General features: G+C 47.8%; 30 protein-coding genes and 1 other RNA gene. 21 read left to right on the top strand and 10 right to left on the bottom strand.

Annotated features, from left to right (window positions below; all coding sequences use genetic code 11):
- Positions 1-35: 35 nt before the first annotated feature.
- Positions 36-263, bottom strand: coding sequence for a DUF1659 domain-containing protein (locus KNQ14_RS08250; protein WP_023467919.1), 228 nt, complete (start codon positions 261-263; stop codon positions 36-38).
- 68 nt (positions 264-331) lie between these two features.
- On the opposite strand from KNQ14_RS08250, the gene KNQ14_RS08245 reads away from it, so the two are divergent.
- The 4 genes from KNQ14_RS08245 (at position 332) to KNQ14_RS08230 (ending at position 3,955) form a co-directional block, all read left to right on the top strand.
- Positions 332-1,327 carry a potassium channel family protein gene (locus KNQ14_RS08245; RefSeq protein WP_251138341.1) on the top strand — a complete coding sequence of 332 codons (996 nt, stop codon included), beginning with the start codon at positions 332-334 and terminating at the stop codon, positions 1,325-1,327.
- 69 nt (positions 1,328-1,396) lie between these two features.
- Complete coding sequence (locus tag KNQ14_RS08240; protein ID WP_023467921.1) at positions 1,397-2,089, top strand: hypothetical protein; 693 nt, start codon at positions 1,397-1,399, stop codon at positions 2,087-2,089.
- Positions 2,090-2,148: 59 nt separating this feature from the next.
- Positions 2,149-2,562, top strand: a complete 414-nt coding sequence (locus KNQ14_RS08235) for a hypothetical protein (protein WP_023467922.1) — start codon at positions 2,149-2,151, stop codon at positions 2,560-2,562.
- A gap of 49 nt (positions 2,563-2,611) precedes the next feature.
- Entirely contained in the window at positions 2,612-3,955 is a 1,344-nt protein-coding gene (locus KNQ14_RS08230) for a S8 family peptidase (protein WP_214748052.1), read from the top strand.
- 47 nt (positions 3,956-4,002) lie between these two features.
- Here KNQ14_RS08230 and KNQ14_RS08225 read toward each other — a convergent pair whose 3' ends face one another.
- Positions 4,003-4,446, bottom strand: coding sequence for a hypothetical protein (locus KNQ14_RS08225; protein WP_029341396.1), 444 nt, complete (start codon positions 4,444-4,446; stop codon positions 4,003-4,005).
- A 134-nt stretch (positions 4,447-4,580) separates the two neighbouring features.
- On the opposite strand from KNQ14_RS08225, the gene rnpB reads away from it, so the two are divergent.
- The 9 genes from rnpB (at position 4,581) to KNQ14_RS08180 (ending at position 9,588) form a co-directional block, all read left to right on the top strand.
- Positions 4,581-4,954: RNase P RNA component class B (gene rnpB / locus KNQ14_RS08220), an RNA gene on the top strand.
- Positions 4,955-5,065: 111 nt separating this feature from the next.
- A complete protein-coding gene (locus KNQ14_RS08215; protein ID WP_023467925.1) occupies positions 5,066-6,211 on the top strand; it encodes a THUMP domain-containing class I SAM-dependent RNA methyltransferase in 1,146 nt (381 codons plus the stop codon).
- A 290-nt stretch (positions 6,212-6,501) separates the two neighbouring features.
- Complete coding sequence (locus tag KNQ14_RS08210) at positions 6,502-6,948, top strand: SRPBCC domain-containing protein (protein ID WP_214860605.1); 447 nt, start codon at positions 6,502-6,504, stop codon at positions 6,946-6,948.
- Positions 6,949-7,182: 234 nt separating this feature from the next.
- Entirely contained in the window at positions 7,183-7,551 is a 369-nt protein-coding gene (locus KNQ14_RS08205; RefSeq protein ID WP_214860604.1) for a hypothetical protein, read from the top strand.
- 133 nt (positions 7,552-7,684) lie between these two features.
- Positions 7,685-7,975, top strand: a complete 291-nt coding sequence (locus KNQ14_RS08200; protein ID WP_214860602.1) for a hypothetical protein — start codon at positions 7,685-7,687, stop codon at positions 7,973-7,975.
- Between the two features lie 25 nt (positions 7,976-8,000).
- The gene (locus KNQ14_RS08195) at positions 8,001-8,501 is read left to right on the top strand and encodes a GNAT family N-acetyltransferase (RefSeq protein ID WP_214860600.1); all 501 of its coding nucleotides are present in this window, start codon (positions 8,001-8,003) and stop codon (positions 8,499-8,501) included.
- A 19-nt stretch (positions 8,502-8,520) separates the two neighbouring features.
- The gene (locus KNQ14_RS08190; RefSeq protein ID WP_174316164.1) at positions 8,521-8,745 is read left to right on the top strand and encodes a hypothetical protein; all 225 of its coding nucleotides are present in this window, start codon (positions 8,521-8,523) and stop codon (positions 8,743-8,745) included.
- Positions 8,746-8,819: 74 nt separating this feature from the next.
- A complete protein-coding gene (locus KNQ14_RS08185; protein ID WP_214860598.1) occupies positions 8,820-9,038 on the top strand; it encodes a hypothetical protein in 219 nt (72 codons plus the stop codon).
- Positions 9,039-9,111: 73 nt separating this feature from the next.
- Complete coding sequence (locus tag KNQ14_RS08180; RefSeq protein ID WP_214860596.1) at positions 9,112-9,588, top strand: glutathione peroxidase; 477 nt, start codon at positions 9,112-9,114, stop codon at positions 9,586-9,588.
- A gap of 78 nt (positions 9,589-9,666) precedes the next feature.
- Here the strand turns inward: KNQ14_RS08180 and KNQ14_RS08175 are convergent, their stop codons facing one another.
- Together KNQ14_RS08175 and KNQ14_RS08170 are read right to left on the bottom strand one after the other, a co-directional pair.
- A complete protein-coding gene (locus KNQ14_RS08175) occupies positions 9,667-10,128 on the bottom strand; it encodes a hypothetical protein (protein WP_214860594.1) in 462 nt (153 codons plus the stop codon).
- A gap of 3 nt (positions 10,129-10,131) precedes the next feature.
- Positions 10,132-11,043 carry an EamA family transporter gene (locus KNQ14_RS08170; RefSeq protein ID WP_214860592.1) on the bottom strand — a complete coding sequence of 304 codons (912 nt, stop codon included), beginning with the start codon at positions 11,041-11,043 and terminating at the stop codon, positions 10,132-10,134.
- A gap of 156 nt (positions 11,044-11,199) precedes the next feature.
- Here KNQ14_RS08170 and KNQ14_RS08165 point away from each other — a divergent pair, with 156 nt between their 5' ends.
- From KNQ14_RS08165 to KNQ14_RS08135, 7 genes are all read left to right on the top strand, one after another.
- A complete protein-coding gene (locus KNQ14_RS08165) occupies positions 11,200-12,153 on the top strand; it encodes an SMI1/KNR4 family protein (RefSeq protein WP_251138340.1) in 954 nt (317 codons plus the stop codon).
- A 58-nt stretch (positions 12,154-12,211) separates the two neighbouring features.
- The gene (locus KNQ14_RS08160; protein ID WP_214748080.1) at positions 12,212-12,394 is read left to right on the top strand and encodes a hypothetical protein; all 183 of its coding nucleotides are present in this window, start codon (positions 12,212-12,214) and stop codon (positions 12,392-12,394) included.
- 608 nt (positions 12,395-13,002) lie between these two features.
- Complete coding sequence (gene murQ / locus KNQ14_RS08155; protein WP_214860857.1) at positions 13,003-13,887, top strand: N-acetylmuramic acid 6-phosphate etherase; 885 nt, start codon at positions 13,003-13,005, stop codon at positions 13,885-13,887.
- A gap of 12 nt (positions 13,888-13,899) precedes the next feature.
- Positions 13,900-15,273 (top strand): PTS transporter subunit EIIC, encoded by a 1,374-nt coding sequence (locus KNQ14_RS08150; protein ID WP_214860590.1) that lies wholly within the window; start codon positions 13,900-13,902, stop codon positions 15,271-15,273.
- An 82-nt stretch (positions 15,274-15,355) separates the two neighbouring features.
- Complete coding sequence (locus tag KNQ14_RS08145; protein WP_214860588.1) at positions 15,356-16,402, top strand: DUF871 domain-containing protein; 1,047 nt, start codon at positions 15,356-15,358, stop codon at positions 16,400-16,402.
- Positions 16,399-16,926 carry a general stress protein gene (locus tag KNQ14_RS08140; protein WP_214748086.1) on the top strand — a complete coding sequence of 176 codons (528 nt, stop codon included), beginning with the start codon at positions 16,399-16,401 and terminating at the stop codon, positions 16,924-16,926. Before KNQ14_RS08145 ends, KNQ14_RS08140 begins: the two co-directional genes overlap by 4 nt.
- Before the next feature lie 101 nt (positions 16,927-17,027).
- Positions 17,028-17,585, top strand: coding sequence for a DUF1349 domain-containing protein (locus KNQ14_RS08135; RefSeq protein WP_214860586.1), 558 nt, complete (start codon positions 17,028-17,030; stop codon positions 17,583-17,585).
- Between the two features lie 64 nt (positions 17,586-17,649).
- On the opposite strand, the gene KNQ14_RS08130 is transcribed toward KNQ14_RS08135, so the two are convergent.
- The 6 genes from KNQ14_RS08130 to KNQ14_RS08110 all read right to left on the bottom strand — a co-directional run bounded on the left by KNQ14_RS08130 (position 17,650) and on the right by KNQ14_RS08110 (position 23,543).
- Positions 17,650-18,756 (bottom strand): citrate synthase/methylcitrate synthase, encoded by a 1,107-nt coding sequence (locus KNQ14_RS08130; RefSeq protein ID WP_214748093.1) that lies wholly within the window; start codon positions 18,754-18,756, stop codon positions 17,650-17,652.
- Positions 18,757-19,113: 357 nt separating this feature from the next.
- Positions 19,114-19,554, bottom strand: coding sequence for a site-2 protease family protein (locus KNQ14_RS16920; RefSeq protein ID WP_371743345.1), 441 nt, complete (start codon positions 19,552-19,554; stop codon positions 19,114-19,116).
- Positions 19,555-19,724: 170 nt separating this feature from the next.
- A complete protein-coding gene (locus KNQ14_RS08125) occupies positions 19,725-20,477 on the bottom strand; it encodes an iron ABC transporter ATP-binding protein (RefSeq protein ID WP_214860585.1) in 753 nt (250 codons plus the stop codon).
- Positions 20,474-21,538 (bottom strand): iron chelate uptake ABC transporter family permease subunit, encoded by a 1,065-nt coding sequence (locus KNQ14_RS08120; RefSeq protein WP_214748099.1) that lies wholly within the window; start codon positions 21,536-21,538, stop codon positions 20,474-20,476. Before KNQ14_RS08120 ends, KNQ14_RS08125 begins: the two co-directional genes overlap by 4 nt.
- Positions 21,535-22,530, bottom strand: coding sequence for an ABC transporter permease (locus KNQ14_RS08115; RefSeq protein WP_214748102.1), 996 nt, complete (start codon positions 22,528-22,530; stop codon positions 21,535-21,537). Before KNQ14_RS08115 ends, KNQ14_RS08120 begins: the two co-directional genes overlap by 4 nt.
- Before the next feature lie 20 nt (positions 22,531-22,550).
- Complete coding sequence (locus KNQ14_RS08110; RefSeq protein ID WP_214748105.1) at positions 22,551-23,543, bottom strand: siderophore ABC transporter substrate-binding protein; 993 nt, start codon at positions 23,541-23,543, stop codon at positions 22,551-22,553.
- Positions 23,544-23,929: 386 nt separating this feature from the next.
- On the opposite strand from KNQ14_RS08110, the gene KNQ14_RS08105 reads away from it, so the two are divergent.
- Entirely contained in the window at positions 23,930-24,886 is a 957-nt protein-coding gene (locus tag KNQ14_RS08105; RefSeq protein ID WP_214860583.1) for a sensor domain-containing diguanylate cyclase, read from the top strand.
- The last annotated feature ends 14 nt before the right edge of the window (positions 24,887-24,900 follow it).

Here is a 24,900-nt window from a genome sequence, read left to right as displayed (position 1 = left end):
AATGGTCACTCCTTTCATGAAATGTAGAGGATGGGTCATGCCTTCAGTAAAGCGTAGTCACGGCTGATTTCCGTCAGCGCGTAGCGTCCGTCGAGTAAGCTACCGATCGATTGCCCGATCGAAGCGACGACGTCTGCTGGAAGATTCGAACGTAAGCCGTTGTAGCGGCGGCGAGCGACGACGGCATCACCGTTCGCTGTCACCTTGTCCTTACGCTCGAAGACGATGACGAGACTCGTCTTGATCTCTTCTGCTTGTGTCATGTGTATCACCTCCTTCGCCCTTATTGACAGGGGAAGAGACCAGATTGTTCGAAAGGAATGAAAAAAACATGGTCTGGTTACGTTTTTTACGAAGAGTCTCGTTTCTACGGATGCGGACGCTCGGGTATGCGTCCTTAATTTTCGTCTTCGGTGTCGCGGGCATCATGTATGCGCTTGAGCCGGAGACGTTCGGGTCCTACTTCCGCGCCGTCTACTGGACGATGACGACCGTCGTTACGGTCGGATACGGTGACTTCTTCCCGAACTCGGATACCGGTCGGATTCTGACGATCTTCGTGTTCATCTTCGGAATTGGGATCGTCGGGGGATTGATCTCAAAACTGGTCGACGGTGTCCAGTTGATTCGTAATCAAAAGGAAAGAGGGTTGTTACAAGTGAAGGAAACAGGGCATACGGTCGTCTTCGGTTACAGTCGGCGTTCGAAGCACGTCATCGAGTCATTGCTCGAACATACGGATGTCGTCCTCGTCGACGACCTAGAGCGAGAGCCATTCAGTCACCCCCGGTTCCATTACGTCTGTGGTGATCCGGCGCTGACGTCGACGCTCGAGCGAGCACACATCGAAAAGGCGGTCCGTGCGATCGTCCTCGCTGATCATTCGATTCCACCGGTCCATGCGGACGGAAGGACACTGTTGATCGCTTCAAGCATCGAACGGGCGAATCCGAACATTTACACGATCGTCGAGATGATGCTCGAAGAACACCTCGACAGCTTTGAACAGGTCAAGGTCGATGAGGTGTTGTTCGGTGACGAGACGATTGCCCGGATGGCGATCCTCGCGTCCCATCATCCTGGCGTAACGAAAGTCGTGACGAACTTATTGACGAAGGATGGTGAAGGGATGTTCTCGATTCCGACACGACCGGAATGGGCGACATACCGCGATGCGTTTCACGCCTTGCTAGAAGAAGGGGTGACGATTCTATCCGACGGGAAACGGCTTGATTTGAATCGGCGACTTGATGAAACGATTCCGAAAAACGGGACATTGATCGTCCTTTGCTCAGAAGAGACGGCGAATCGAATTGGAGCGATTTAGGGAAGAAAGGATTTAACTAATCTTTTTTCGGGTATAGTAAACAAATTTACTAGACGGAGGAAAAGGATTATGACACAACCACAACCAGAATGGATTCAAGAATTATTCGAGACGGTCGATCAAGGCGAAATTAAAAACGCACCAAAATTACTCTATATGGCATTAACGCTTGAACCAAATTATTTTACAAAAGCAGTTAGCCGTTTTAATCAGCGATTGGAAGTCGAACCATTAACGGACGTTTCGGAATTGCTGACGGTCTATCGTCAATTCTTCCTTTCAGCTAATCCATCGGAAGAATACTGGTCGCTTGCCTGGAACGAACTCATCCAGACCCTACAACATATGATTGATCGTCCAGAAGCACAGCAATTACTTAAAGAACATGTTGATTTACTCGACTGGTGGTCAAGTGAATCGTTGCTGTCGCTCCCGAGTTGGTTGACGATTCTCGACGTTGCAGAACGCATCGACGCCCTCGATCAATTTAGCAGTTATCTTCCAGATATCTTCGAGAGCTACGCGCTCGAGACAGCAAAAGATGAGCCGTTCGCTCGACTTGCCTGGTACGCGCTCGCAAGCAATCAACAAGCGTTGCTTGCCCCGTACAGAGATCGGATTGAAGCCGGTTCGTCGAAGGAAATTCAGTCTCTTCGTCAAGCGGATCTCCTCGATCAAATTGAAACGACACGGGTCGTTATGTTAAAGTCGAAAGATAACGAGCCGATTGAATTAACATTTGATCGAAAATGGACATTATAAATTATCGAAGAAAAAATGACACCTAGAAGCCGCACGAATCCAATCCAAGGGGTGTAGGGATGATTCACGTCAATTTACCGAGTGGTGACTATGTCGTGTTAGTAGAAATAAATCGTGAAGTGCTGCTGTGTCATTCGATTGAAGAAGCGGAACAAGCACAACGCGACCGGTATGAACTGGTCGGACGGATGAGCGAACGCTTGCCGGCAGAAGTGATTGGACCCTCGATTGCGGACTTCGTCCGCTTTTCGACTGGGTTCATCGGCGAAGAAGTAACGTGGCATGAAGAAGAGGAAGCGTTCTTTTGCCAACAGTTCGAGACGTTCGACGGGTCCCCGTTAGGTGAAGATCTGACAGGCATCGATGCAACGCGTTGGCGTGCGGTCCTTGCACGCTATTATGCTTACGTGACGATCGGAAAAATCATTCCTTTTGAAGTCAGCGAAGAACCGGACGGTACGGTTCCGCTTTAGTCCAGACGATTCTTCGGTCGGCGCGTAAACAGAGAAGGGCAGGGTTCCCATGAAAAAGCAACTTGCACTACTCATACTAGCGACAATCGTCGCCATGCCAACGTCTGCCTTTGCGCAGTCTCAATACGTACAATACGACCCAACTTTTACAGAACAACAAAAACAAAACTGGTTGGCGCATCAGGGGCTGAGCGAGATTCGTGCCTTGAAACAAAAAGGATTCTCTCTCGTCGAGCCACTTGCACATCTCGAAGAAGAGGATATCGATGCCGACTTGATTCCGATCACGGACGTCAAGAAAGCGACGGATTCTGCCCAGTTCCAGCAAACGTATCTCGATCAGTCACGGATCCCTACTTACTGGAAGTACAGCCGTGGTAAATCGGATATTCGCGTTGCAATCATTGATGACGCGATCGATACGAAACACCGCGAGTTCAAGGACGTCATTTATAAAACGACGACGATCTCGGGCATCCGTAAACCGGACGATCACGGAACGCACGTCGCTGGGATCGTCGGGGCACGGGAAGACGGGAAAGGGATCATTGGTGTCGCATCCGGTGTTAAATTGATCGGAGCCGACGTATTCGATGGTGACTTTGCTGCGTCGATTGATATCGGTGACGGTATTTTGTATGCGATCGAGCAGGGAGCAGACGTCATCAACCTGTCGCTTGGACAATATGAATTCGATCCCTACATGGAAGAAGCAATCAAAAAAGCAGAAGCGAAGAACATCCTTGTCGTTGGAGCAGCGGGGAATGATGGACGCAATAAAGTGCTCTTCCCAGGTTCGATGAGTCAAGTCGTCGCCGTTGGGGCTGTAGGCACACTCGGTCGAGCGTCGACGTTCTCGAATTACGGCAAAGGACTTAACATCATGGCACCGGGTGAAGGGATTTATTCAACGATCGTTGGGAATAAGTATGGTTACTTAGACGGGACATCGATGGCAACACCGGTCGTCAGCGGGGTATTGGCGCTTGCGAAATCAAAGAATCCATTCGTCACGAATGAAGCGATGCGCAGTAAACTGTATGCTGCTGCGACCAAAAAAACAGGAGATACAAGTTCACATTACGGAGTCGGTCGCTTGAATGCCGGAATGTTAGCGGCGCTTCCAGCGCCAATTTCTAAAGTGTCGCTCCCTTCAACAGTCAAACCGAATCAACTATTCGCGTTTTACTTTGACGAATATTCGAATGCGAAAACGACGACCCGTCTTTATAAAGATGGGAAAGTCATTAAAACGTTCACCCAGTCGAAATTAAAAAATGGGACGCACAAGTTCACGTATCAATTGAAACAAAAAGGGTCCTATAAACTCGTATTCAAGACGAGTGGTGGACGCCATACGCGAACGGTCGAACGACTCCTGACCGTCAAATAAAAAAAGCGCCTCCCACCGAGTGGGAAACGCTGTACGAGACCTGAAGGTTACTTCGGGTCTTTTCCTTTTTTATAGACGGGCGTCGGAGGTGTTAATGCCTCTCCAGTCCACGTGATCATCGCTTCCATTTTGTATCCTGTGTCATCCTCATGGACGAACGACAAGCGACTGGAATCGATCAATTGGTATAAACCATAAGCGACCTGGTCGGCCCAAGAGCGTAACGTCATTGCTTCATCATACAACGGGATTTGCTCAGGGAAACGTTCATTCATAAGCAAGATATCGTGTTGATCGAAATGATAGCTACGTTTTGAGAGTGCATCGGGCGCCTTGACGTTGAACGGCTCGAACGCGTGGATGAGCTCTCCTTGACGATAGAAGGCGAAGATGCCGTTTCGCAGATGAAGTGCCTTGATCTCATCGATCTCGATCAGGAACGTCAACTTGCGAACCGTTCGCCGGTTCGTACCAGAGCGTCGTTTTTTCATACTGCATGCCCCCTTCTGAACTCTTGTACTATACCGTGAAATGAGGCAGGGACGCAACTTTTTCGTTTATAAAACGAGAATTGCCTCTTGCAGGAAAGCGGCATCTACGCTACACTCATAAGCAGTGACTATGTTGGTTCGGACAATCGCGGGGCATTTCGGTGCTTTGAGGAAAGTCCATGCTCGCACAGCCTGCGATGGCTGTAGTGATCGTGCTACACAAAAAGATAAGTGTAGGCAGCGTCAAGCTGACGGCAGAAGGAACGCCTAAGTCTTCGGATAGGGCCGAAACTTCTTGAAGGTGCCACAGTGACGGAGCTTCATGGGAAACCATGAAGGTGGAACGAGGTAAACCCCACGAGCGAGAAACCCAAATTTGGTAGGGGAATTTCCGGAGCGGAACTGAACGCGAAGGAGAGCGTATGCAAATACGGAGATAGATGATTGTCGCCTGCGTGTGAGGGTCAAACCGTTTGAAACACTAAGGAACAGAACATGGCTTACAGGACCACATAGGCTGTTATTTTTAAGTTGAACGAGAGTCCAGGTCCACCCTGGGCTCTTTTTTTATTGCAATGAAACGATTCAGTGGAAGAAACAATAAAGGAGTGAACGCGATATGGCAAAACGCTTAGTCATCGCGACAGCGGCGATGGGAATCGAAGCGCTCGTCGCAAAAGAAGTCCGTGCGTTAGGATACGAATGTACGGTCGAGGACGGAAAGGTCTACATCGATTGTGAGATGGAGGACATTCCCCGTTTGAACATGTGGCTTCGGACAGCGGACCGGATCAAACTCGTCGTTGCTGAGTTCCGCGCGACGACATTCGAAAAATTGTTCGATCAAGTCAAGGCACTGCCGTGGCACGAGTTGATGCCGTGGGATGCGAACTTCATCGTCAACGGTCGTTCGGTCAAGTCGAAGCTGTTCTCGATCCGTGACTGTCAGAAGATCACCGAGAAAGCAATCGTCTCGCACATGCAAGAACAGTACAACAAAGGAACGGAATGGTTGCCAAAAACCGGCGCAAGTTATCCAATTGAAGTTGCTTTGTTAAAAGATATCGCAACATTAACGATCGATACGTCAGGCGACGCATTACACAAACGCGGCTACCGTGAATTCCACTCAGCAGCCCCACTCAAAGAAACGATGGCAGCAGCGATGCTGATGCTGACGAACTGGAAGCCGGATATGCCGCTCTACGACGTCTTCACCGGTTCAGGTACACTGGCGATCGAAGCGGCAATGATCGGGCGTAATATCGCACCAGGCATCAACCGCGAGTTCGTCTCACAGGAATGGAAATGCATTCCGAAGAAGGCGTGGTTCGATGCGATCAACGAAGCGAACGAAAAAGCCGAGTGGGACAAACCATTGAAGATTTACGCTAGCGATGTCGATCCAGAGATGGTCAAACTCGCGAAAACAAACGCAGAACTCGCAGACGTCCGCGATGCGATCAACGTCATGCAACGCGACGCTGCAGACTTCAAACCAAAGGAAGACTTCGGTGTCATCATCGGGAACCCGCCGTATGGGGAGCGTTTGGAGGACGCACGTGAAGTCCATCAGTTGTACCGTAAGATTGGAACGGCGTACAAAGAATTCCCATACTACAGTGTTTACATGATCACGTCGTATGTTGAGTTCGAAAAAGCGTACGGTCGTCCAGCGACGAAGCGCCGGAAGCTCTATAACGGGAACATCGAAGTTCAGTTCTATCAATATTATGGTTTGCGTCGGAAAAGACCGCAGTCTTAAGCGATTTGTGGGAGGTGAGTGGGGGTCAGTTCCCACTTACTTCCCACTTTTTTATTTTTTTCGCCATAATGTCACGAGCTGCTCGGTTGAGCGGTTTTTTTAAATTGCTAGTTTTACTATGAATAAGGCATAAAGTTCCTGAAAAAATAATTTATATGACCTCCCTAATTAGTTCTTTAAAACTATTTCGATAAATAAGTAGGGAAATTAGACTAGTTTATCGAAAGTTATCTTTAGAAAAAATCTAAGAGGATTAACTTCTCTAATAAAGACTTTGAAGTGGAGGGAACATGTTGGATAATTTTTTAATGATATCGTCAACGATTTCAGCTCCAGTCGAGACCGTATGGCGTCTGTGGACAGAACCGCAGCACATGATGCAATGGTATCGATCGTCGAATGGCTGGTACACGACACATGTCGAGAACGAATTAATGGAACAGGGACATTTTAAAAGTCGAATGCAACGCGAAGGAAGTCCGACATATGTCGAATATTTGGGTACGTATCAGGAGGTCTCACCCTTAGAGCATTTGCGCTATCAATTAGAAGATGGACGACTTGTCGAAGTCATGTTCATTCCGTTACGCCATCGAACGAAAGTGATTGAAATTTTTGAAGACGATCAAGTGAATGATCCGGATGCACAACGTGCTTCATGGCAAAGTATTCTGGATCGTTTTACGACTTATGTCGAAGCAGGTAACTATACTCTTGTTGATCAGTTAAATCCATAACACTCTAAAAAAGAGAAATGTATCGTTTTGCATATTAAATCCCTTCTTACATGGACTTTAGTCTAAGAAGGGGTTTTTTGTGAGTAAGGTATAGAGAGTAATGCTGTTTAGTTTGTAAAAAGATAAAAAATAAAAATATAAAAATTTTGACAATTGTTAAATAATGTTATTTAAAGTATAATATAAACATTTTATTTAGAGAGAATGATATGATGGAAAAAAGGAGGTCAAATTATGCTTAGAAAAGTATTGCTCGTGTTTTTAACAATGTGCTCCGCAGTGGCATTATTATTCATCGCATCGAAAAATGCAGTAGGAGATCACATCATTTCGTTAGAGGAGCCGGTAGCCTTTCGTATTTCGTTAATCATGACCATCGTATTGTTCTTACCACCGCTCATTTTATCGTTCTTTAACCATCCACTAATCAATATCATCAATGTAGTCTATCAATCCTTTATTGTTCTAACATTTATCGGATTGATGCCAATTGGCTTCATGATTCCAAATGGGATGACAACCACATTATTTTCGTTCATTGGAACGATTTTAAGTGTTTTCAGCATCTGGAGTATTTATAAATACCGCTCAACACACGCTTGAATAACGCGTCTTATTAAAGTAAATGAATGATACCAAAGTTTTATGAGTGAAGTAGCATGATGCACACATAGTCTTGAAAAGCGTTCAAAACGAACGGTATTACACAACGAATTATCTTTGGAGGAAATGAAAGATGTGGATCATACTGGGTTTACTGGCGATTGGATTTACGGCACTGAATATCATCTTTTATTTGGTCGGTAAGGACTATCGTTTCCTGATGGTGCTCGGACTGAGTTTTACGGCACTGACTATGTGCGCTGAATACCGACTCGTCGCGGAATTCGTGGCGCGGGAGGATTGGGCAGCGTTACAGGACGTCGTACCGGGCATGGAGCGGGCACTGTGGGTATTGACGTTCATCTCGATCGGATTAAATGTATTGCCGCTACTGTTAGACTACCGAAAGAATCGATCTCGTTGAGGAATCCAAGAGGAGCTGAATCCCGATGAGCTATACATTTTCACCGCTGACGCAACGACAGGCGGAACAGATTGCCTACGAGTGGCAATATGACGGGGCGTTTGCATTTTATGATATGCCGAATGACGAAGAAGATTTAGCAGAATTTCTCGATCCAGCAAAGCGGACGGAACATTATTTTGCTGTGTTGGATCGGGAAGAATTGATTGGTTATTATGTATTTGAACCAAACGCAGACGTCGTTGACGTCGGGCTTGGCATGCGACCAGACTTGACGGGCCGAGGAAATGGAGTGGCATTTTTAGAAGCCGGTCTTGCGTTCATCATCGACCGATATGCACCTAAACAAATTGAATTAGCTGTCGCGACATTCAACGAGCGGGCGATTCGCTTGTATACGAAAAGTGGCTTCCTTCCCGTCGAACGGTTCCAACAGGCGACGAATGGTGGAAGCTATGAATTTTTGAAGATGCGTTTACAACCCATCCACTCGACGGAACCTTTTCCAAACTCTATAAGTAGATAACAGAAAAGGAGATGATGTCATGGCACGCTGTACGAATTGTCAGTATAAGTTCAGCACAAAAGAAGTGCTCGCTGTCAGTGTTGCGATACATGGGAAAGGCAAGACGTGTCCGAACTGTGGCGTGAAACAATACATGTCGCGGAAGTCGCAATTTTATCTTTCACTCGGGAATATCAGTCTCTTGTTCGTCCTGTTCTTGCCATTTCTAATCCGGTTGAGCGATCGGGAAGAATCGATGAGGTAAGATGTCGGTTACTTTTATTTTCATGAAACTTTTTCCTGAATCCACCAGTAGATAAGGAAGAAGGAGATGGTCAGATGGTACATTGTACGAATTGCCAATATACGTTCAAAACGAAAGAAGTGCTCGCTGTCGGATTTTCGAAACATGGGAAAGCATGTCCGAACTGCGGCGTGAAGCAATACATTTCAAAAGACTCGCAACATTACTTATCGCTCGGATATATCAGTCTCTTGTTCGTTTTGATCCTACCGTTCGTCATCAAACTGAGCGACAAAGAAGAGACGGTCTGGTAAAGCATTACGCGCATGCCTGAAAACGACAGGGTGCGCGTTTTGTCTTATACTCGGGGCAAAGGAGATGGGAAACATGCAAACCGTATACGATGCAACCGTACAAAACGCAGCGGGCGAGACTGTTTCATTAGGTGACTATGCGGGGCGTGTCCTCGTGATCGTCAACACGGCAAGCAAATGTGGGCTCGTCAAACAACTTGGCGAACTACAGGCATTATACGATAAATATGAGGAGCAAGGAGTCACGGTGCTTGGCTTTCCGTGCGATCAATTCAATCAGCAGGAGTTCGCGAGTCAGGAAGAGACGATGCAGTTCTGTCAGCTGAACTATGGCGTGACGTTTCCGATGTTTCAGAAGATCGACGTCAATGGACCAAATGAACATCCGCTTTATACATTCCTAAAACGCGAACGCTCCGGTCTGCTGTCGTCGAAGATTAAATGGAACTATACGAAGTTTTTAATCGATCGCCAAGGTCGTGTCGTACAGCGGTTCAGTCCGGTCGATTCCGTCCAGTCGGTTGAAAGAACGCTATCTTTGTATCTATAATCCAAGTAATCGTCCGGCGCGAGCCGTTGGGCGGGACGAACGAATACCCTACCTTTGGCGAGGTAGGGCTTTTTTGTGTCATTCAACGCTAAACGAATCAAAGGAATGCTTGACAATCGCATCACTGCGCTTATGTCCGAGGTCGGTCAGAACCGGTGGACGGGGAGACAAGACATGAAAATCCTGTTCAAATGCTCGGAGCCAGTAGTGGACCCAGTCTTTTGTAGGATCGAGATTCATCATTTCACGTGCGAATGTCAGCAGCTTTGAATCGGTCAGCGTCAGAAGTGGAATCGAGTTGATCTCGACATCTTCTTTTAGTTCATAGAGGTCCGGTGAACGAAGCAGAATCGCATCCGCCTCGAAGGTCAATCGGAAGTAATTACAGCTGTAGTCGCCGACGATGACCATCGTCTCCTCCGTATGCCCACGAAAATGAAAGATCAATCGGTTACCGTTTGCGACATCCATCAAGAACTGATTGAGTCCGATGTGATAATCTTCGCGAAATTGTAGTTTCTCAAGCGTGATTTCTTGCATGATTTAGCCTCCAGTCCGAGTTTGTCGTTCTTCTGTCAAAACGGTTTGGCGCGCTGCTAGGCGAGACGAACCAATCAATAAGGCGATTCCGAGTAATAATAACGAGATTCCGAACCAAGCCGTACCACTTAATTCTTCACCAAGGACGAACACACCAAGCAAGGCGGCAGTCAGCGGCTCACCGAGCGAGAGCGTGACGGCAGTCGACGATGGTACGTTCGATAGTCCTTTCGCGAAAAACCAGTAAGCGATTCCGGTCGCAACGACGCCGAGATGGAGGCTGATTCCGGCACCACGTGACGTGAACAACCACGAGAGGTCGAATAAAAACAACAGAGGTGATAACAGTAAGGCGCTCGTCGTGAAAATGACGGCAACGACTGACAGCGGCGAGTACGTCTTGACGAGGTCTCGACTGACGAACGTGTACCCGGCAAACGATAGTCCGGCACCGAGTGCAAGGATGATTCCGCTTGGATCAATCGCAACTGTTCCTTGATTGTTCAAAAGCAACAGACAACCGGTGATCGATAGTCCGGTCGATGCCCACCACAGCAACGCTGGACGTTTCTTTAGGAACAGCCACTCGATACATCCAGAAAAGATCGGCGCGCTACCGATTGCGACGACGGTACCGACGGCGACACCGGTCATCAAAACAGCCGAGAAGAACAGCGGCTGGTAAGCCGCCATGCTGACGGCAGCGAGTAAAATCGTCCGCAACGGCCAGTCGCGTAACGTCAGCTTTCCTTTGAAGAGAACGAGACAGAGTAAGAACAGTCCACCGACAGCCAGACGAACGGCACCAATTGCAATCGGATGTGCATCATTCGGCGCAAAGGCTTGTGAGGTCCCAGTCGTGCCCCAAAAGATCGCAGCGAGTAATATGAGTAACATCGATGATGATTTAGACATGGGTCACCTCTTCGAATGCAATTTTTTAAAATGATATTAGAACGAGAATACCACAGAACGCATAGGATGGAACACACCAAATAATTGAAAAAATGGTATGGTGTATAGGATGAAGTCGTATCATTCATGAATACGAAAATGAAAAGGATGGGACCCATGAAAGAAATGAACCAAATCGAAGCGGTACTTGACGTCTTATCACAAAAAATCAATCACGGGTCGACCTTCATTCAGCGACGATACGACACTGGAGTCGCTCAGTTCAATTTGAATGACCCGGTGACGGAACAGGCGATTCAGTCATTTGAAACACAGTTCAACCTAACGTTACCAAGTGAATATAAGACATTCCTCCGTTTACATGACGGAGCGGAGTTGTTCATGATTCAAGGTCTCGGCATCGAGCTCTATCCGCTTGAAAAAGTCATTGAAATGACAATCCAAGCTAAAGAGGACGACCTGATCCATGAAGACTATGATCACTTCTTGATGATTGGCGAAATGAACGAAGGATATGTCTTGATTCAGACGGAAGATGCGAAGACGGATGAGACACCCTATATGCACTGGATGTTTCATGAGTTGTCGACAGAGGAGACAGACCCGATCGGACAGAACTTCGGCACGTTTCTCGAGTATGCAATCATTGCGCAAGGCGATATGTTCTGGGAGTTCAAGGACTTCTCGATTGCAACAGATGCTTATTATGTAGAGAATCACAATTCTGAAGAGGAAGTGAACAAACCACGACCGATTCGCTTCGTCGACTCGGTTCGCGTTGAAATCGAGTATCCGATGGCGAAGCGGGATGCGTATTTCTCGGTTAAGATTTTCGAAGGGAAACAAGAAAAAGAACGTCTTGGCAGTAGCTACGACTCGGATTCGCGCTTTGATAAAGTGATGCAATCGGTTCGAGAATATCTAATGGCAGAGCGATTCCAGTATTCGTCAATCATGGTCTTTCAAACGGAGCATCGGTTTTGGCAGAACGAGGACGAGACAGGTGATCCGTTGATTCGTAATCATAATCCGCAACGTCAAGGACTGAGCTTCAATGGATATCGTGCCTTCGTCGAGGAGCCACCACGCCCACTCCCAGGGTGGGAATGATTTAGAAATTCTTCACACAGCACGGAGTTTTACAAATGAAAAATGGTTGTTGATCCTCATGATTCTTTGTTTAAGCGGTTGTATGATCCAACCGCAAAGTGGAAGTGAGACGAATGAGACGTCCTTCACAGGGACTACGAAAGAAGGATTCGTCTTTGAATACAAATTGACGAACACAGGAGACCATGCATTTGATGTCGTTGCGCGTTCTGGACATTTGTTGAATGTCGTCGTTCGTTAGAGCAAGTCGAGGAATGTCGTCTTCGATTCAAGAAAACAACAGATTAAAACAAGACAACAAAAGAAACGTGTCAAAGCATCAGAAACCGTCGTTCTCAAACAAACGGTACAAAGCGAGACGATCGAGCCGGGTACATACGATATCGAATATCTCGTTGAGGAGAAAGAACAGTACAGCGACAGTTCTAGTTCAGTAGAGAGTATGGAAGAGAAATTAAAATGATTTACGCCTCTAGTGAACGACTTCTTTAATAAATTTCTTAGAGCCTCATACAAGTTTCAGTACGAATGATGTTATGAGTAACATGAGGCGTACAAAAGTGGTCCATGTAAAGCTGGTTTTTGTCAGTTAGGCATCTAACGGGTGAAAATCAGCTTTTTATTTACTAATGATACTATGCGACGATTGGACGTGAGCGAATGTCTGCGTTACTGGATTTTTCGAATGAGGAAATTAAAGCAAGCAGGAAATCAAGGGACTTAGCCTGAAAAAGAAGGACAAAACCTTATTTTTATATACCGAAATTTAATTTCAAAAGTAAATAAATAATATTGAATTAAAATTTCTTAATTGTATAATAAAGGGAGGGAAGAGAAAGGGTGAAGCAGATGTTAGATCAATTAGCAACGGAACGTCGGAATGAACGGACGATGCAACTCGATGAGATGACAGTCGAGGATGTCTTACGGGTGATGAACGCTGAGGATCAAACGGTCGCGACGGTCATTCGGGAACAAATTCCTGTCATCGCGGAAGTCGTCAAACATGTCATTGCATCATTCAAAAACGGAGGACGCTTGATTTACATCGGTGCTGGTACGAGCGGACGACTCGGTATTCTCGATGCGGCGGAGTGTGTACCGACGTTCGGGGTCTCACCAGACATGGTCGTTGGTTTGATTGCAGGCGGCGAACGCGCGTTAATCAAGGCGGTCGAGGGAGCAGAGGATAGTCGGACTCTTGCCGTCGACGATTTAGAAGGGCTCCAGCTAGGAGCTAGTGATACGGTCATCGGGATCGCAGCAAGCGGTCGGACGCCGTATGTCATCGGCGGGCTTGATTACGCGAAGGAAGTCGGAGCGGTGACGGCAGCGATTTCTTGTAACACGGATGCGATCATCAGTGGGCACGCGCGTTATGCGATCGAAGTCGAAACAGGTCCGGAAGTCTTGACGGGGTCAACAAGACTAAAGGCTGGAACGGCACAAAAGCTCGTCTTGAACATGATTTCGACAGCAGCGATGATCGGTGTCGGTAAGGTCTATCAAAACCTGATGGTCGACGTCCAGTCAACGAACGAAAAACTGGAGATCCGGGCGAAGCGGATGATTTGTGAGGCAACAGGAGTCGATGCCGTAACGGCGGAGTGTATCTTTAGTGAAGCGCACGGGCACGTCAAGACGGCGATCGTCATGATTCTCGCGAATGTTTCGTATACGGAAGCCGTCGAACGATTACAACAAGCAAACGGATTCGTCCGAGACGCACTCTAAGGGGGAAACACGATGAAGAAGGAAGAAGTGCTGGCACACGCGATTCTTGAGCATGTCGGTGGAAAAGATAATCTCCGGCAGCTTGCGCACTGTATGACGCGGGTTCGTTTATCGTTAAAGGATCCGACACAAGCAGATATCGATGCGTTAAAGCGGATTGATGGGGTCATGGGGGTCATCGATGACGAGACGTTACAAATCGTCGTCGGTCCGGGAACGGTCAATCGGGTAGCCGACCACTTAAGTCGCGAGACGGGACTCGCAATCGGGGAAGAGTCCGTTGATCCGAACTTGACGCCAGAAGAACGAACTGCCGTCGAACGGCAAAAAGTAAAAGCAAAACAACAATCTCCGTTCAAACGCTTCTTGCGCCGAATCGGGAACATCTTCATTCCGCTCATTCCGGGTCTTGTTGCTTCCGGTATCATCAACGGTGGTGCGAACTTCGCGAAAAATGCGGGTGTCGATGCAACACAGACATGGATGCAGATTTTACTCTTGATCGGTGGGACGGTCTTTGCATATCTCGCAATCCTTGTCGGTTGGAATACGGCGAAGGAGTTCGGCGGAACACCGGTGCTCGGGGCGATTGCCGGTGGGATTCTATTCAACCCCGTGCTTGCGGACATCACGATTTACGGGGAACCGCTCGTTCCAGGCAGGGGCGGCTTGTTTGGTGTCATCTTCGCTGCGTGGTTGATGACGTATCTTGAGAAACACATTCGTCGCTTCATGTTCGCATCGATCGATATCATCTTTACGCCACTGTTTACGGTGCTGATTGTCGGATTTGCCTCGCTCTATGCGATCATGCCGGTTGCTGGACTCTTGTCAGACGGTATCATGAAAGCAATCAATGCCGTGCTTGAGGTCGGTGGACCACTCGCCGGAGCCGTGCTGGCTGGCTTCTTCCTACCACTCGTCATGGTCGGTCTCCACCATGGATTGACACCAATCCATCTCGAGTTTTTGAACACGATTGGCAACACGCCACTCTTACCGATTCTTGCGATGGCAGGAGCGGGTCAAGTCGGGGCGGCAATGGCGATTTTCGTCAAGACGCGCAATCCGCGCCTGCGTAACATCATTAAAGGTGCGATTCCGGTCGGATTCCTCGGAATCGGTGAACCGTTGTTATACGGTGTTACGTTACCACTCGGTCGCCCGTTCGTAACGGCATGTCTCGGCGCAGCAGTCGGTGGTGCCTTCCAAGCAACGATGAAGACGACGGCGCTTGGTGTCGGTGTATCCGGGTTATCATTGACACCGTTGATCGACAACGGTATGTACTTGACGTACATCGGTGGTCTCGTCATCTCGTACGCGGCAGGATTCCTGTTTACGTACTGGTTCGGTTTCAAAGAAGAGATGGCAGACGGTATTTAAGGTGTGAACCAGCAGTTGAATCCTTCCAAAAAGAAGGAATCAGCTGCTTTTTCTCTAAGTAGAGAAGTGAAGGAGTGAGTCGATGAAAGGATTATCAATCTATTTAAGTGAACCGATCACATACGAGACGAGCGAGTGGCTACAGCGGATGCGTGTTGTTGGCTTTACGTCGCTCTTTACATCGCTGCATATTCCCGAAGACGATTCTTCACTGTACGTCGAACGCTTGCAAGCGCTCGGTCGTTTAGCATGTGAGCTCGGTTTCGAACTCGTGGCGGACATCGCACCAGCGTCGCTCGCGACGCTTGGCAAAACATGGGAGACGGCAGCGACGTTAACGGACTGGGGTGTGACGGGACTCCGTCTTGATTACGGCATCAGTCCGCAGCAAATCGCGACGTTATCGAACCAAATGATGGTTGCGCTGAACGCCAGTACGTTAACAGCAGATGAATTAACCGAGATGAAGGCACAGGGTCTGCGAATCGATCACACGGAAGCGTGGCATAATTTTTATCCGCGACCGGAAACGGGACTCGACCGGACGTGGTTTGACGAAAAGAATACCTGGTTGCAGGCGCAAGGATTGCGCGTCCAAGCGTTCATACCGGGTGATGAGACACTCCGAGGACCGTTGTTTGAGACGTTACCGACACTTGAAGAACACCGGCATGCGTCACCATTCGCCAGTTACATCGACTTACAATCGACCGTTGATCGAATTCTTGTTGGGGATCCACGATTGACGGAGGCGACGATCCGGCAATTCGAAGCAGAGCAAGACGGAATCATCGTACTGCGGGCAGTAGCGAACGGACAGCAGACACAACGAGAGACAGAAACGAATCGGTTTGATCCAGCGCGGGATGTCATTCGGTCCGTCGAGTCGCGGATGAATCCGTCGACGATCGATTTAACACCGCAAGACCCGTCTGTCCGCCCGCTTGGAACGATCACGATCGATAATGAAAAATACGGGCGATACGCGGGCGAGGTTCAAATCACGAAACATAATCTACCTGCTGATGAGCGAGTTAACGTCCTTGGACGCGTGATCGAGGCAGATCAACCATTGATCGCACAGATTGGTCCAGGAAGTAAGTTCCGCATCGAATGGGTGACGCCATGAAGCGGCTCGTTGCGGAACGACTCGCCTATCTGTACCGGGGAGAATTGTTCACAGTAATTACGATTTTACCGCTGAGTTGGTTTGGTAATCGTGTCTTTCCTCGACTGCAGTTATTTGAACTCAGTGCCTTTTGGATGTCACTTTTTTTGTTTGAGCTGTTGTTGATTCAAGGAGCTTGGTATTGGTACAGCAAGTCAAGGCGTCTGAAGAAGGAAGGAACGTCGATCACCCCGAAACCCGTCGTCCGACGATTACGTCACTGTCGTGTCTTCAATCTGGCTTTGATTGTCCTGACAGCATGTGCATTCGGACTCGATTGGATTCGCTTTCAATCCGATTTTCCAGTGTACGGGTTACGAATCACGTTGTTTTTGTATGTCTTTGCGATTCTTGAATACATTAATTATTTCCATATCCAACTGATGTACGATAACCGGTCGGATGTGCAATACTTAATACAGAATAGACGTTTGAAGCGATCAGCTTTATATAAGGATATGCAACGACTTCGTCCAGTCGTCTAAGGGTTCATCGAAAATAGGAGGGATTGTATGCTCGATATGCTCATTCGTGGCTATCGAAAGTTACGGAAGTTAAGAGGGCGATAAAAAGGAGGGTGTTATGAATGAAATGGCTCAATCGACCGACACGGATCAAGGAGGAAACACCATTACGTTTTATCACGGATCCGGATACGGATTTTTGGCGCAATACCCATTATCAGTTTAACCGTCTGACAGGTCATGCGTTGTTACAGGATGCTCCGGACGGGGAATTCAAGTGCCGAATCGAAGTAAAATTAAACCCGAATGCGACATATGACCAAGCGGGGATTTTGCTTTATGTGAACGACGATCACTGGGTGAAAGTGTCGGCTGAATTCATTCCGGATGGTCCGTCACATCTCGGTGCCGTCGTGACGAGCTTCGGGTACTCGGATTGGTCGTGTCGGGACGTCGATAATACGCTGTTTGGCGCACCGCTGGTCTTTGAACTCCATTACCTCAATCAAGACGTCACATTGTATCACGTGACAGGAGAGCACAAAGAGCAACTCCGGATCGCACACTTACATGCCGTGACGGATTTGAAGATTGGACCGTATGCGTGTAGTCCGGATGTAGAAGCGGCAGGGTGTGAAGTGGAAGTACTAGATTTCTCATTAGAGACAATCGTTAAATAAAACGCCATAGCAAATGGACCGATGTCAGGCATCGGTCCATTTTTTGATCGTATCTAGAGACTGATCAAAACTTAGCTGCTTGTTCCGGCATCTGTCCTGTATAGGACGATTGTGGTCTGAAGATCCGGTTATCTTGCGATTGTTCGAGGATGTGTGCCGTCCAGCCAATGATACGGCTAGAGGTAAACGTCGGTGTGAACAGTTCTTTCGGAATGTCGAGTCCTTTTAAGACGGCTGCCGCGAAGAATTCAACATTCGTATACAGTTTTCTACCCGGTTTGTATTCCTCGAGTAAATCGATTGCTGTTTGCTCCATTTGTGTAATCAGGTTGAACCAATCGCTCTCTTGCGCGAGATCTTTTGAGACGACTTTTAAGGCTTCTGAACGCGGATCGCGTGTTTTGTAGACGCGGTGACCAAAGCCCATCAGTTTTTCGCCTTTTTCTAACTTGTTTCGGATCCACGGTTCGATGTTGTCGATTGTTCCGATCTCATCAATCATCTCAATGACTTCTGACGGAGCTCCACCATGAAGCGGTCCTTTCATGGAACCAATCGCGGCACAGACGCCAGAAATCATTTCCGATTCCGTCGAGACGACGACACGGGAAGCGAATGTCGAAGCATTCATACCGTGTTCAATCGTTAGGATCAGATACGCCGTCAGCGCTTTGATCTCAACTTCACTCGGCAATTGTCCTTTAATCATATAGATGTAATTCGCGACGTGATCAAGTTGTGGATTCGGTTCGATGAAGTCAGCACCTTGATTTTTTTGATATTTATAGGCGATGATCGATGGTAAGAGTGCTGTTACGTGCATCGCTTGATCAATTGTCGGTGGCCAAGCGAAAGCGGGTGTACCGAGTGCCGAGATCGCTGTTCGCATCGTACTCATGACATCCATCTCGTTCGGTAATGTATCGAGAATCGTCTTAATATAAGAAGGAAGTTCACGGTAGCTCGTCATCTGCTTTTTGAACGTGACCAATTCCGCTTCAGTCGGGAATTCACCATTCCAGATGAAATACGCGACTTCTTCAAACGAATAAGATAATGCGAGTTCCTTTGCCCAGTGTCCGCGATAAATAAGGTGACCTAACGTTCCATCGACTAAACCGATTTGTGTTTCAGCGGCAATGACGCCTTCGAGTCCTTTTTTGTATTCCATCTTCAACACTCCTTTTCTATTACCTACAGTCAGTATGACGTACGTTACCACTAAATCACCAGTAATTTGAATGCGTTTACAAAATTATTCTGAGGAGTGGTATAAACTAAGGTATGTGGGAGTCATCAGTTTATGCCGAATGTTCCATCTTTTTTCAATAAATCTAATGTTTCTTGAGACACTTGGATTTTCTATAGTTTCTCATACCTTAACGTAACTATATGTGTACATACTATCTTTTATCAAAATGCATATTACAATCCAAGGTATGTTTTAGATGTACTCATAAAAAAAGACTAGGACATCTACACAGTCCCAGTCTTTTTTTATTTAATGTAAAGAGATCATCCTCCTAATTCATTGTGCATGATCTCTTCGTTTAAATAGATAGATCAGTTGTAATCCATCGCTTGGAAATCCACTAAATAAACGAAGTGGTAATAGATTGAAAATGACGAATATAGCGGACATACGTACGAAAGCTTGTAGCATGTAATGCATTGTTTCATTATGCAATAGAAAAAGGATCAGACTCCCGATCACAACACAAATGAAGTTAAACAATACACCACCTAGATAATAAAAAGATTTTTGCGTGCGATTTAACGTACTGATAGGGCCGCCCGGAGTATATAGCCCTTCCCAAATGTACTTTCTAGAAATAAAGAAATGTCCCAGTTGAAAAAATGGTTTTCCTTTTCCTAATGCAATGGATTTAATCGGAATACCATAACATCGTGCAGCGAACGCATGACCATACTCATGAATAATCAAACAAGGAAAATAGAAGAGAAACATGATGAAGTTGTAGAGTAAAACATCCATATTCAGTCACCCTTTCATAAACTCATGTTACAAAATATGGATGACGGTTTCAAGAGGAGAGTATACACGAAAATGAGCAAACAACATCACTGTGTGACGTTTGCTCATTGATTTAAAAAGATATTAGGTACTCGCTATCAGCATCAATAGACGGCAATCGGACCGTATGGACCTTCGATGATCTCAAGATGAGTCTCAAAGATCTCGGATAATAGCGCTTCATCCATGACTTCGGCGACCGTTCCGAAGGCGGCGATTTGTCCTTCCTTCATCGCACAGATGTGATCGGCATATTTCGCGGCAAAATTGATATCGTGTAAGACGGTGATGATCGTCCGTCCGAACGTATCAGCGACGTGTCGCAGGTACTCCATCATCTGGACCGAGCGGGCGATATCGAGGTTATTGAGGGGTTCGTCGAGTAAAATGTATTCCGTTTCCTGACAGAGTACCATCGCGACATATGCCCGTTGCCGCTGTCCGCCCGATAATTCGTCGAGGTAGCGGTTCTCAAGCGACGTCAACTCGAGAAAATCGATGTATTTCGAAATAATCGTCTCATCGTCAGCCGTCAAGCGACCTTTCGAGTAGGGGAAACGTCCGAAGCCGACGAGCTGGCGGACAGTCAATCGGGTCACGAAATGATTTTCCTGTCGCAAAATCGTGATGATCTTCGCCAAGTCTTTCGATTTGCTACCCGTCACATCCATACCAGCGACTTCGATCTGTCCGGCATCGAGATCAAGCAAACGACCGATCATCATCAACGTCGTCGACTTACCGGCACCGTTTGGACCGATCAACGCCGTGAATCCGCCTTTAGGAATCGTTAAGTCGATTGGACCGATTCGGACCTCATCCGTATACGATTTTTTAACTTGTTCAAGTGATATCATAGGGACCTCTTTCTAAGCAACACGATAAGGAAAATCAGTCCGCCGAACAGTTCGATGATGACGGAGACGACGCTTGGCGTGTTGAAAATGTGATACATGAAGAAATAGGCAGTCGTCAAAACGAAGAAACCAATCGCGAATGCCATCGGGAAGACGTATTTATGATCGTACGTCGCAGCGACCTGATAACTGAGTGTTGCCACTAAAAAGCCGAAGAACGTCAACGGTCCAATCAATGCCGTCGACATCGACATCAGGAGTGAAATCAAAATCAAGAAGTAGATGACACTGCCGCGATGATTGACACCGAACGATGTCGCGACCTCTTTTCCGAGTGCAACGACGTTGAGTCGTCCGGACGAAAAGTAGAGCAACAGACCAACGACGAGGACGACCGGAATGACGATCGGGAAGTAAGCTGCGTCGGCATTCGTGACCGAACCGAACAGGCGCGCTTGTAAGATGTCGAACTCGGACGGTGCAAGCATCTTTCGCATGAATGACGATAGCGAGTTGAGACCAGTACCGAGAATGATTCCGACGAGTAACATCAATTGCAAGTTCGCATACTTACCAGACAATAACCAGCCGTATAACAAGAGGCTCATCGCGAGCATGATCGCGACCTGTGTCAAAAAGGCGCTCGTGCCGGTAAAGCCAACGAGTGCTCCCGCACCGAAGAAAAAGATCATCGATGTCTGGATCGTCGAGTAAAGGGCATCAAAACCAAGCAGGGACGGTGTGATGATCCGGTTGCTCGTGATCGAATGAAAGGCGACGGTCGCGAGACTTTGGCAAATTGCTGCAATCGCCATCGTGATGACTGCCGTGATCCGGCGTTCGACGACCGGCCAAAAGGACGGAGAATCAACTGGAACCGGATTATTGTAGAGCAAGAGACCAATCGTGCTGAACACCCCGCCGCTAAGGAACAGGATGAGGAGAATCCAGTAGCGGCGCTCGAGTCGTTTCGACTGAAAGGCAGACGCCCGGCGATTGGTTTCACGTGTAACGTTCGGTTGAATTCGTGTATGTTCCTGTTGTCTAATCGCGGTACTCATCTGACACCTCCAGTCTTCCGTCGACGTAACAGAATGATGATGAAGACGGCTGCCCCGACCGTTCCGAGAATCAACGAGACCGGTAGTTCAAACGGACGGATGATCGTGCGTGAAATCAGATCACTGATTAAAATCGTTGCCATCCCAATCAGACAGACCCACGGCAAATTACTACGGAGATCGTCACCGCGAAACATCGAGACGATGTTCGGAACGATCAAGCCGAGGAAGGGCAGATTGCCAATGACAGTCGCGACGACACCGACGGATAGGGCAATCAGCCCGGTCGCGATCAGCATCAACCGATTGTAGTTGACGCCAAGACTCTTCGCAATGTCTTCGCCAAGCCCAACGAGCGTCAAGCGACTCGCAAGGAAGAAGATACAGACCGTGACTCCGATGATGATCCAGAGATACTCGTAGCGACCGATCTGAACGGATGCGAACGAGCCGACGAACCATCCTTCGATTGCTTGGCTGGCACGGAAAAACAACCCGAGGAACGTCGAAATCGCGGAGATGACGGCTCCGAGCATCAGACCGATGATTGGAACGATCAACGATGACCGTAATCGGACCGAACGGAGAAACCAGAAGAAGACCATCGTTCCGATGAATGCAAAAAGAATAGCACCGCTCATCCGCATCATCAACGACGGTGCCGGAACGAGTAAGTAAACGGCTAACAGTCCGAGTCCCGCCCATTCGATCGTTCCCGTCGTCGTCGGTTCAACGAGGCGGTTTTGCGTGATCAGTTGCATGACGAGTCCAGCCATTGCCATCGCAGCACCCGTCAGCATCAAGGCGAGTGTCCGTGGAACACGTGTGATCCAGAACATATCGAAATCGTTCACGGCACTCCGCAGTTCGTAGACGCCTGTGAAGAGGGACGCCGTCGCGAGCGCTAAGACGAGACATAAGGTTAAGACGAACGGCTTCGTCCAAACGACAGAAAAGGAAGGTCGAGCGGGTGGCTCAACTCTTCCATTCATTTGTTGCTGTGCGTGTGCCATTACTTTTCGAGCGCTTTCGCGATGTCAGTGAAGAATTCCGAGTACGTCTGAATCGATTCATTCAAGTACGTGTCTTTTGGTGCGTAAACGATGTTGTCGTCTTTGATTGCTTTTGTTTTCTGCAGGGCAGGCGCACGGTCGATGACATCTTGCGCCGGTACGGCACCTTCAGCGTTTCCAAGTGGTGCGTCGCGGTCAAGGACGAGTAACCAGTCCGGGTTACTTTGAGCGATCGCTTCGACCGAGACTTCATCACCTTGGTCGTTGCCCGATTTTTGTTTGACTTCGAGGGCTGGTTTCCAGTCGAACAGATCATACATCGGTCCGAAGACACGTCCACTCATCGGAGCTGAGAATCCGATATCGCCGCCTGAGGCGATGACCGACATGACGCTGTCCTGTCCGTTATACGATTTTTTAACGTCTTTGATCGATTGCTCAAGCGTCGTCACGAGCTGGTCCGCTTCTTGTTTTTTATCGAAGATCTGTCCGAGTGTCTCAGTCGTATCTTCAAGTCCTTTGACGAGTAACTCACCTGGCGTACCGGAGTCTTCCGGTAAAGCGATGTCAAGATCGATGACAGCGGCGTTCGGGACGAGTTTTTTGATGTCTTCGTAATGATCAGCGAAACGCTGGCCGACGATGACGACGTCTGGATTGACACCAGCAATCGCTTCGAGGTTCGGTTCGAAGTGCATGCCGACATCGACGATATCCTTGTCTTTTGCGTATGGTGATTCAGCCGGGAGCAGTCCGACTGGTGCTGCTGCGAGTTCGACGTTCCATGCGGCAAGCGTCTCGAACGTTCGGTTGTCGAGTGCGACGACCTTCTTCGGATCGACCGGGACGTTGACCGTTCCGTGTGCGTCCTTGATTTTGACTGTCTTCGGTGCTTCTGCGTCCTTCTTCGTGTCTGCTTCTCCTGCGTTCCCGCATGCCGCCAATAAGACAGCAAGCGAACTCACGACGAGTGGTGTTTTCCATTTCCCCATGATGATTCAGCTCCTCTTGTTCAATTTGATAAACATGGATCACGGATTGAGTAGCAGATGGATTATGTATACCTACGTGATTAATCTGTTCTCAATAAGTGATAATGATTATCATTGTCATGTTCACCGAGAATGATAGCAGACGATTTTGGAAGACGCAACGCTAATTTCCAGCCAAATGGCTGTCTGAATTTTTACCTTCTATAAACTATACGAAAATAAAAAAATGATAATCTTTCTCATTTAGGACTGGAAGTAGGAACATTGGACGCTTTTGACGAAAAGAGGTTTAGGTGACTGAAAAAAGAGAAAGTGGTAATAAATGTAACCTTTTCGTTTTTTAAATCAGAGACGCTACAGAAGATGACTTCGAAATGAGGTGCTGTATGAATCAACCATTTGAAGAATTGAAGATGTATCAAAATTTTGATGAATTGGCTGATGATGTCCTCGATTTCGCGAAAGAGATTCTACCCGAGCAGATGCTGTATTTATCAGCAATCGAAGCAGGACAACAACGGATGCTGAAGATTGCGAACGCTAAGGTGGATATCCCAATGGTCGAAGGCATGCAGATTGAATTGAACCAATCGTTATGTAAACTGATTGATTTCGAGACGAAACAGCCGGTCGTCCTCGAAGATATTCCGAACGCGGAACAACTCGGCGACTGGCGAAAAGGTCTGGAGGAGGCTCACGTCCGTTCCTACTTGGGTATTCCAATCGTCTTAACGAGCGGGGAGACGTTCGGTACGTTATGTGCGATCAATAATCGGGTTAGCTTGTATGACCAAAAGAACATCCAGTTATTGCAACGAATCGTCCGACTCTTCTTGTACTATTTGGAGCTCGAGCGTCATGCTTGGAAAGACGCGTTGACAGGACTGCACAATCGGAGGTACTTAACGAAACAGTTCGAGGAGCATCCCGGGCAGACAGGGGCCGTCTTCTTCCTTGATCTCGATGGCTTTAAGCAGGTCAACGACGTCTATGGACACGAGACGGGGGACATCGTCCTGCAAGAAGTCGCACAACGTTTGCGACAGTTCGTCCGCGAACAGGAGGATGCGATAGCCGTGCGACTAGGCGGCGATGAGTTCATTTTGCATTTCGGACATGCTGATTCGAGGGAGTGCTGGGAACGACTTGCGGAGCAGATCGTCACCGAGTTAAGTGAGTGGAAAACGGACTACCGGGTGTCGACGAGCATCGGGATCGTGATGTATGACGGTGAGTACCGTCCAGAGTTGCAAGCCTTGTTACAACAGGCAGATGCCGCGCTATATGCCGCTAAGTCGTTAGGAAAGAATACGTATCAGTTCTATGAGATGGCGAAGAAATGAACGAATATCAAAAG

Origin of the sequence: Exiguobacterium sp. s161 (assembly GCF_018619045.1) — a bacterium.
In the GTDB taxonomy this organism is placed as follows: Bacteria; Bacillota; Bacilli; order Exiguobacteriales; family Exiguobacteriaceae; genus Exiguobacterium_A; species Exiguobacterium_A indicum.
Note: the sequence above shows the minus strand (reverse complement) of the source record. Positions and strands in the feature narration are given on the sequence as shown.

Coding starts and splice junctions, on each gene's coding strand:
- KNQ14_RS08250 (WP_023467919.1), bottom strand. CDS start 263: ATGACACAAGCAGAAGAGATCAAGACGAGTCTCGTCATCGTCTTCGAG.
- KNQ14_RS08245 (WP_251138341.1), top strand. CDS start 332: ATGGTCTGGTTACGTTTTTTACGAAGAGTCTCGTTTCTACGGATGCGG.
- KNQ14_RS08240 (WP_023467921.1), top strand. CDS start 1,397: ATGACACAACCACAACCAGAATGGATTCAAGAATTATTCGAGACGGTC.
- KNQ14_RS08235 (WP_023467922.1), top strand. CDS start 2,149: ATGATTCACGTCAATTTACCGAGTGGTGACTATGTCGTGTTAGTAGAA.
- KNQ14_RS08230 (WP_214748052.1), top strand. CDS start 2,612: ATGAAAAAGCAACTTGCACTACTCATACTAGCGACAATCGTCGCCATG.
- KNQ14_RS08225 (WP_029341396.1), bottom strand. CDS start 4,446: ATGAAAAAACGACGCTCTGGTACGAACCGGCGAACGGTTCGCAAGTTG.
- KNQ14_RS08215 (WP_023467925.1), top strand. CDS start 5,066: ATGGCAAAACGCTTAGTCATCGCGACAGCGGCGATGGGAATCGAAGCG.
- KNQ14_RS08210 (WP_214860605.1), top strand. CDS start 6,502: ATGTTGGATAATTTTTTAATGATATCGTCAACGATTTCAGCTCCAGTC.
- KNQ14_RS08205 (WP_214860604.1), top strand. CDS start 7,183: ATGCTTAGAAAAGTATTGCTCGTGTTTTTAACAATGTGCTCCGCAGTG.
- KNQ14_RS08200 (WP_214860602.1), top strand. CDS start 7,685: ATGTGGATCATACTGGGTTTACTGGCGATTGGATTTACGGCACTGAAT.
- KNQ14_RS08195 (WP_214860600.1), top strand. CDS start 8,001: ATGAGCTATACATTTTCACCGCTGACGCAACGACAGGCGGAACAGATT.
- KNQ14_RS08190 (WP_174316164.1), top strand. CDS start 8,521: ATGGCACGCTGTACGAATTGTCAGTATAAGTTCAGCACAAAAGAAGTG.
- KNQ14_RS08185 (WP_214860598.1), top strand. CDS start 8,820: ATGGTACATTGTACGAATTGCCAATATACGTTCAAAACGAAAGAAGTG.
- KNQ14_RS08180 (WP_214860596.1), top strand. CDS start 9,112: ATGCAAACCGTATACGATGCAACCGTACAAAACGCAGCGGGCGAGACT.
- KNQ14_RS08175 (WP_214860594.1), bottom strand. CDS start 10,128: ATGCAAGAAATCACGCTTGAGAAACTACAATTTCGCGAAGATTATCAC.
- KNQ14_RS08170 (WP_214860592.1), bottom strand. CDS start 11,043: ATGTCTAAATCATCATCGATGTTACTCATATTACTCGCTGCGATCTTT.
- KNQ14_RS08165 (WP_251138340.1), top strand. CDS start 11,200: ATGAAAGAAATGAACCAAATCGAAGCGGTACTTGACGTCTTATCACAA.
- KNQ14_RS08160 (WP_214748080.1), top strand. CDS start 12,212: ATGATTCTTTGTTTAAGCGGTTGTATGATCCAACCGCAAAGTGGAAGT.
- murQ (WP_214860857.1), top strand. CDS start 13,003: ATGTTAGATCAATTAGCAACGGAACGTCGGAATGAACGGACGATGCAA.
- KNQ14_RS08150 (WP_214860590.1), top strand. CDS start 13,900: ATGAAGAAGGAAGAAGTGCTGGCACACGCGATTCTTGAGCATGTCGGT.
- KNQ14_RS08145 (WP_214860588.1), top strand. CDS start 15,356: ATGAAAGGATTATCAATCTATTTAAGTGAACCGATCACATACGAGACG.
- KNQ14_RS08140 (WP_214748086.1), top strand. CDS start 16,399: ATGAAGCGGCTCGTTGCGGAACGACTCGCCTATCTGTACCGGGGAGAA.
- KNQ14_RS08135 (WP_214860586.1), top strand. CDS start 17,028: ATGAAATGGCTCAATCGACCGACACGGATCAAGGAGGAAACACCATTA.
- KNQ14_RS08130 (WP_214748093.1), bottom strand. CDS start 18,756: ATGGAATACAAAAAAGGACTCGAAGGCGTCATTGCCGCTGAAACACAA.
- KNQ14_RS16920 (WP_371743345.1), bottom strand. CDS start 19,554: ATGTTTCTCTTCTATTTTCCTTGTTTGATTATTCATGAGTATGGTCAT.
- KNQ14_RS08125 (WP_214860585.1), bottom strand. CDS start 20,477: ATGATATCACTTGAACAAGTTAAAAAATCGTATACGGATGAGGTCCGA.
- KNQ14_RS08120 (WP_214748099.1), bottom strand. CDS start 21,538: ATGAGTACCGCGATTAGACAACAGGAACATACACGAATTCAACCGAAC.
- KNQ14_RS08115 (WP_214748102.1), bottom strand. CDS start 22,530: ATGAATGGAAGAGTTGAGCCACCCGCTCGACCTTCCTTTTCTGTCGTT.
- KNQ14_RS08110 (WP_214748105.1), bottom strand. CDS start 23,543: ATGGGGAAATGGAAAACACCACTCGTCGTGAGTTCGCTTGCTGTCTTA.
- KNQ14_RS08105 (WP_214860583.1), top strand. CDS start 23,930: ATGAATCAACCATTTGAAGAATTGAAGATGTATCAAAATTTTGATGAA.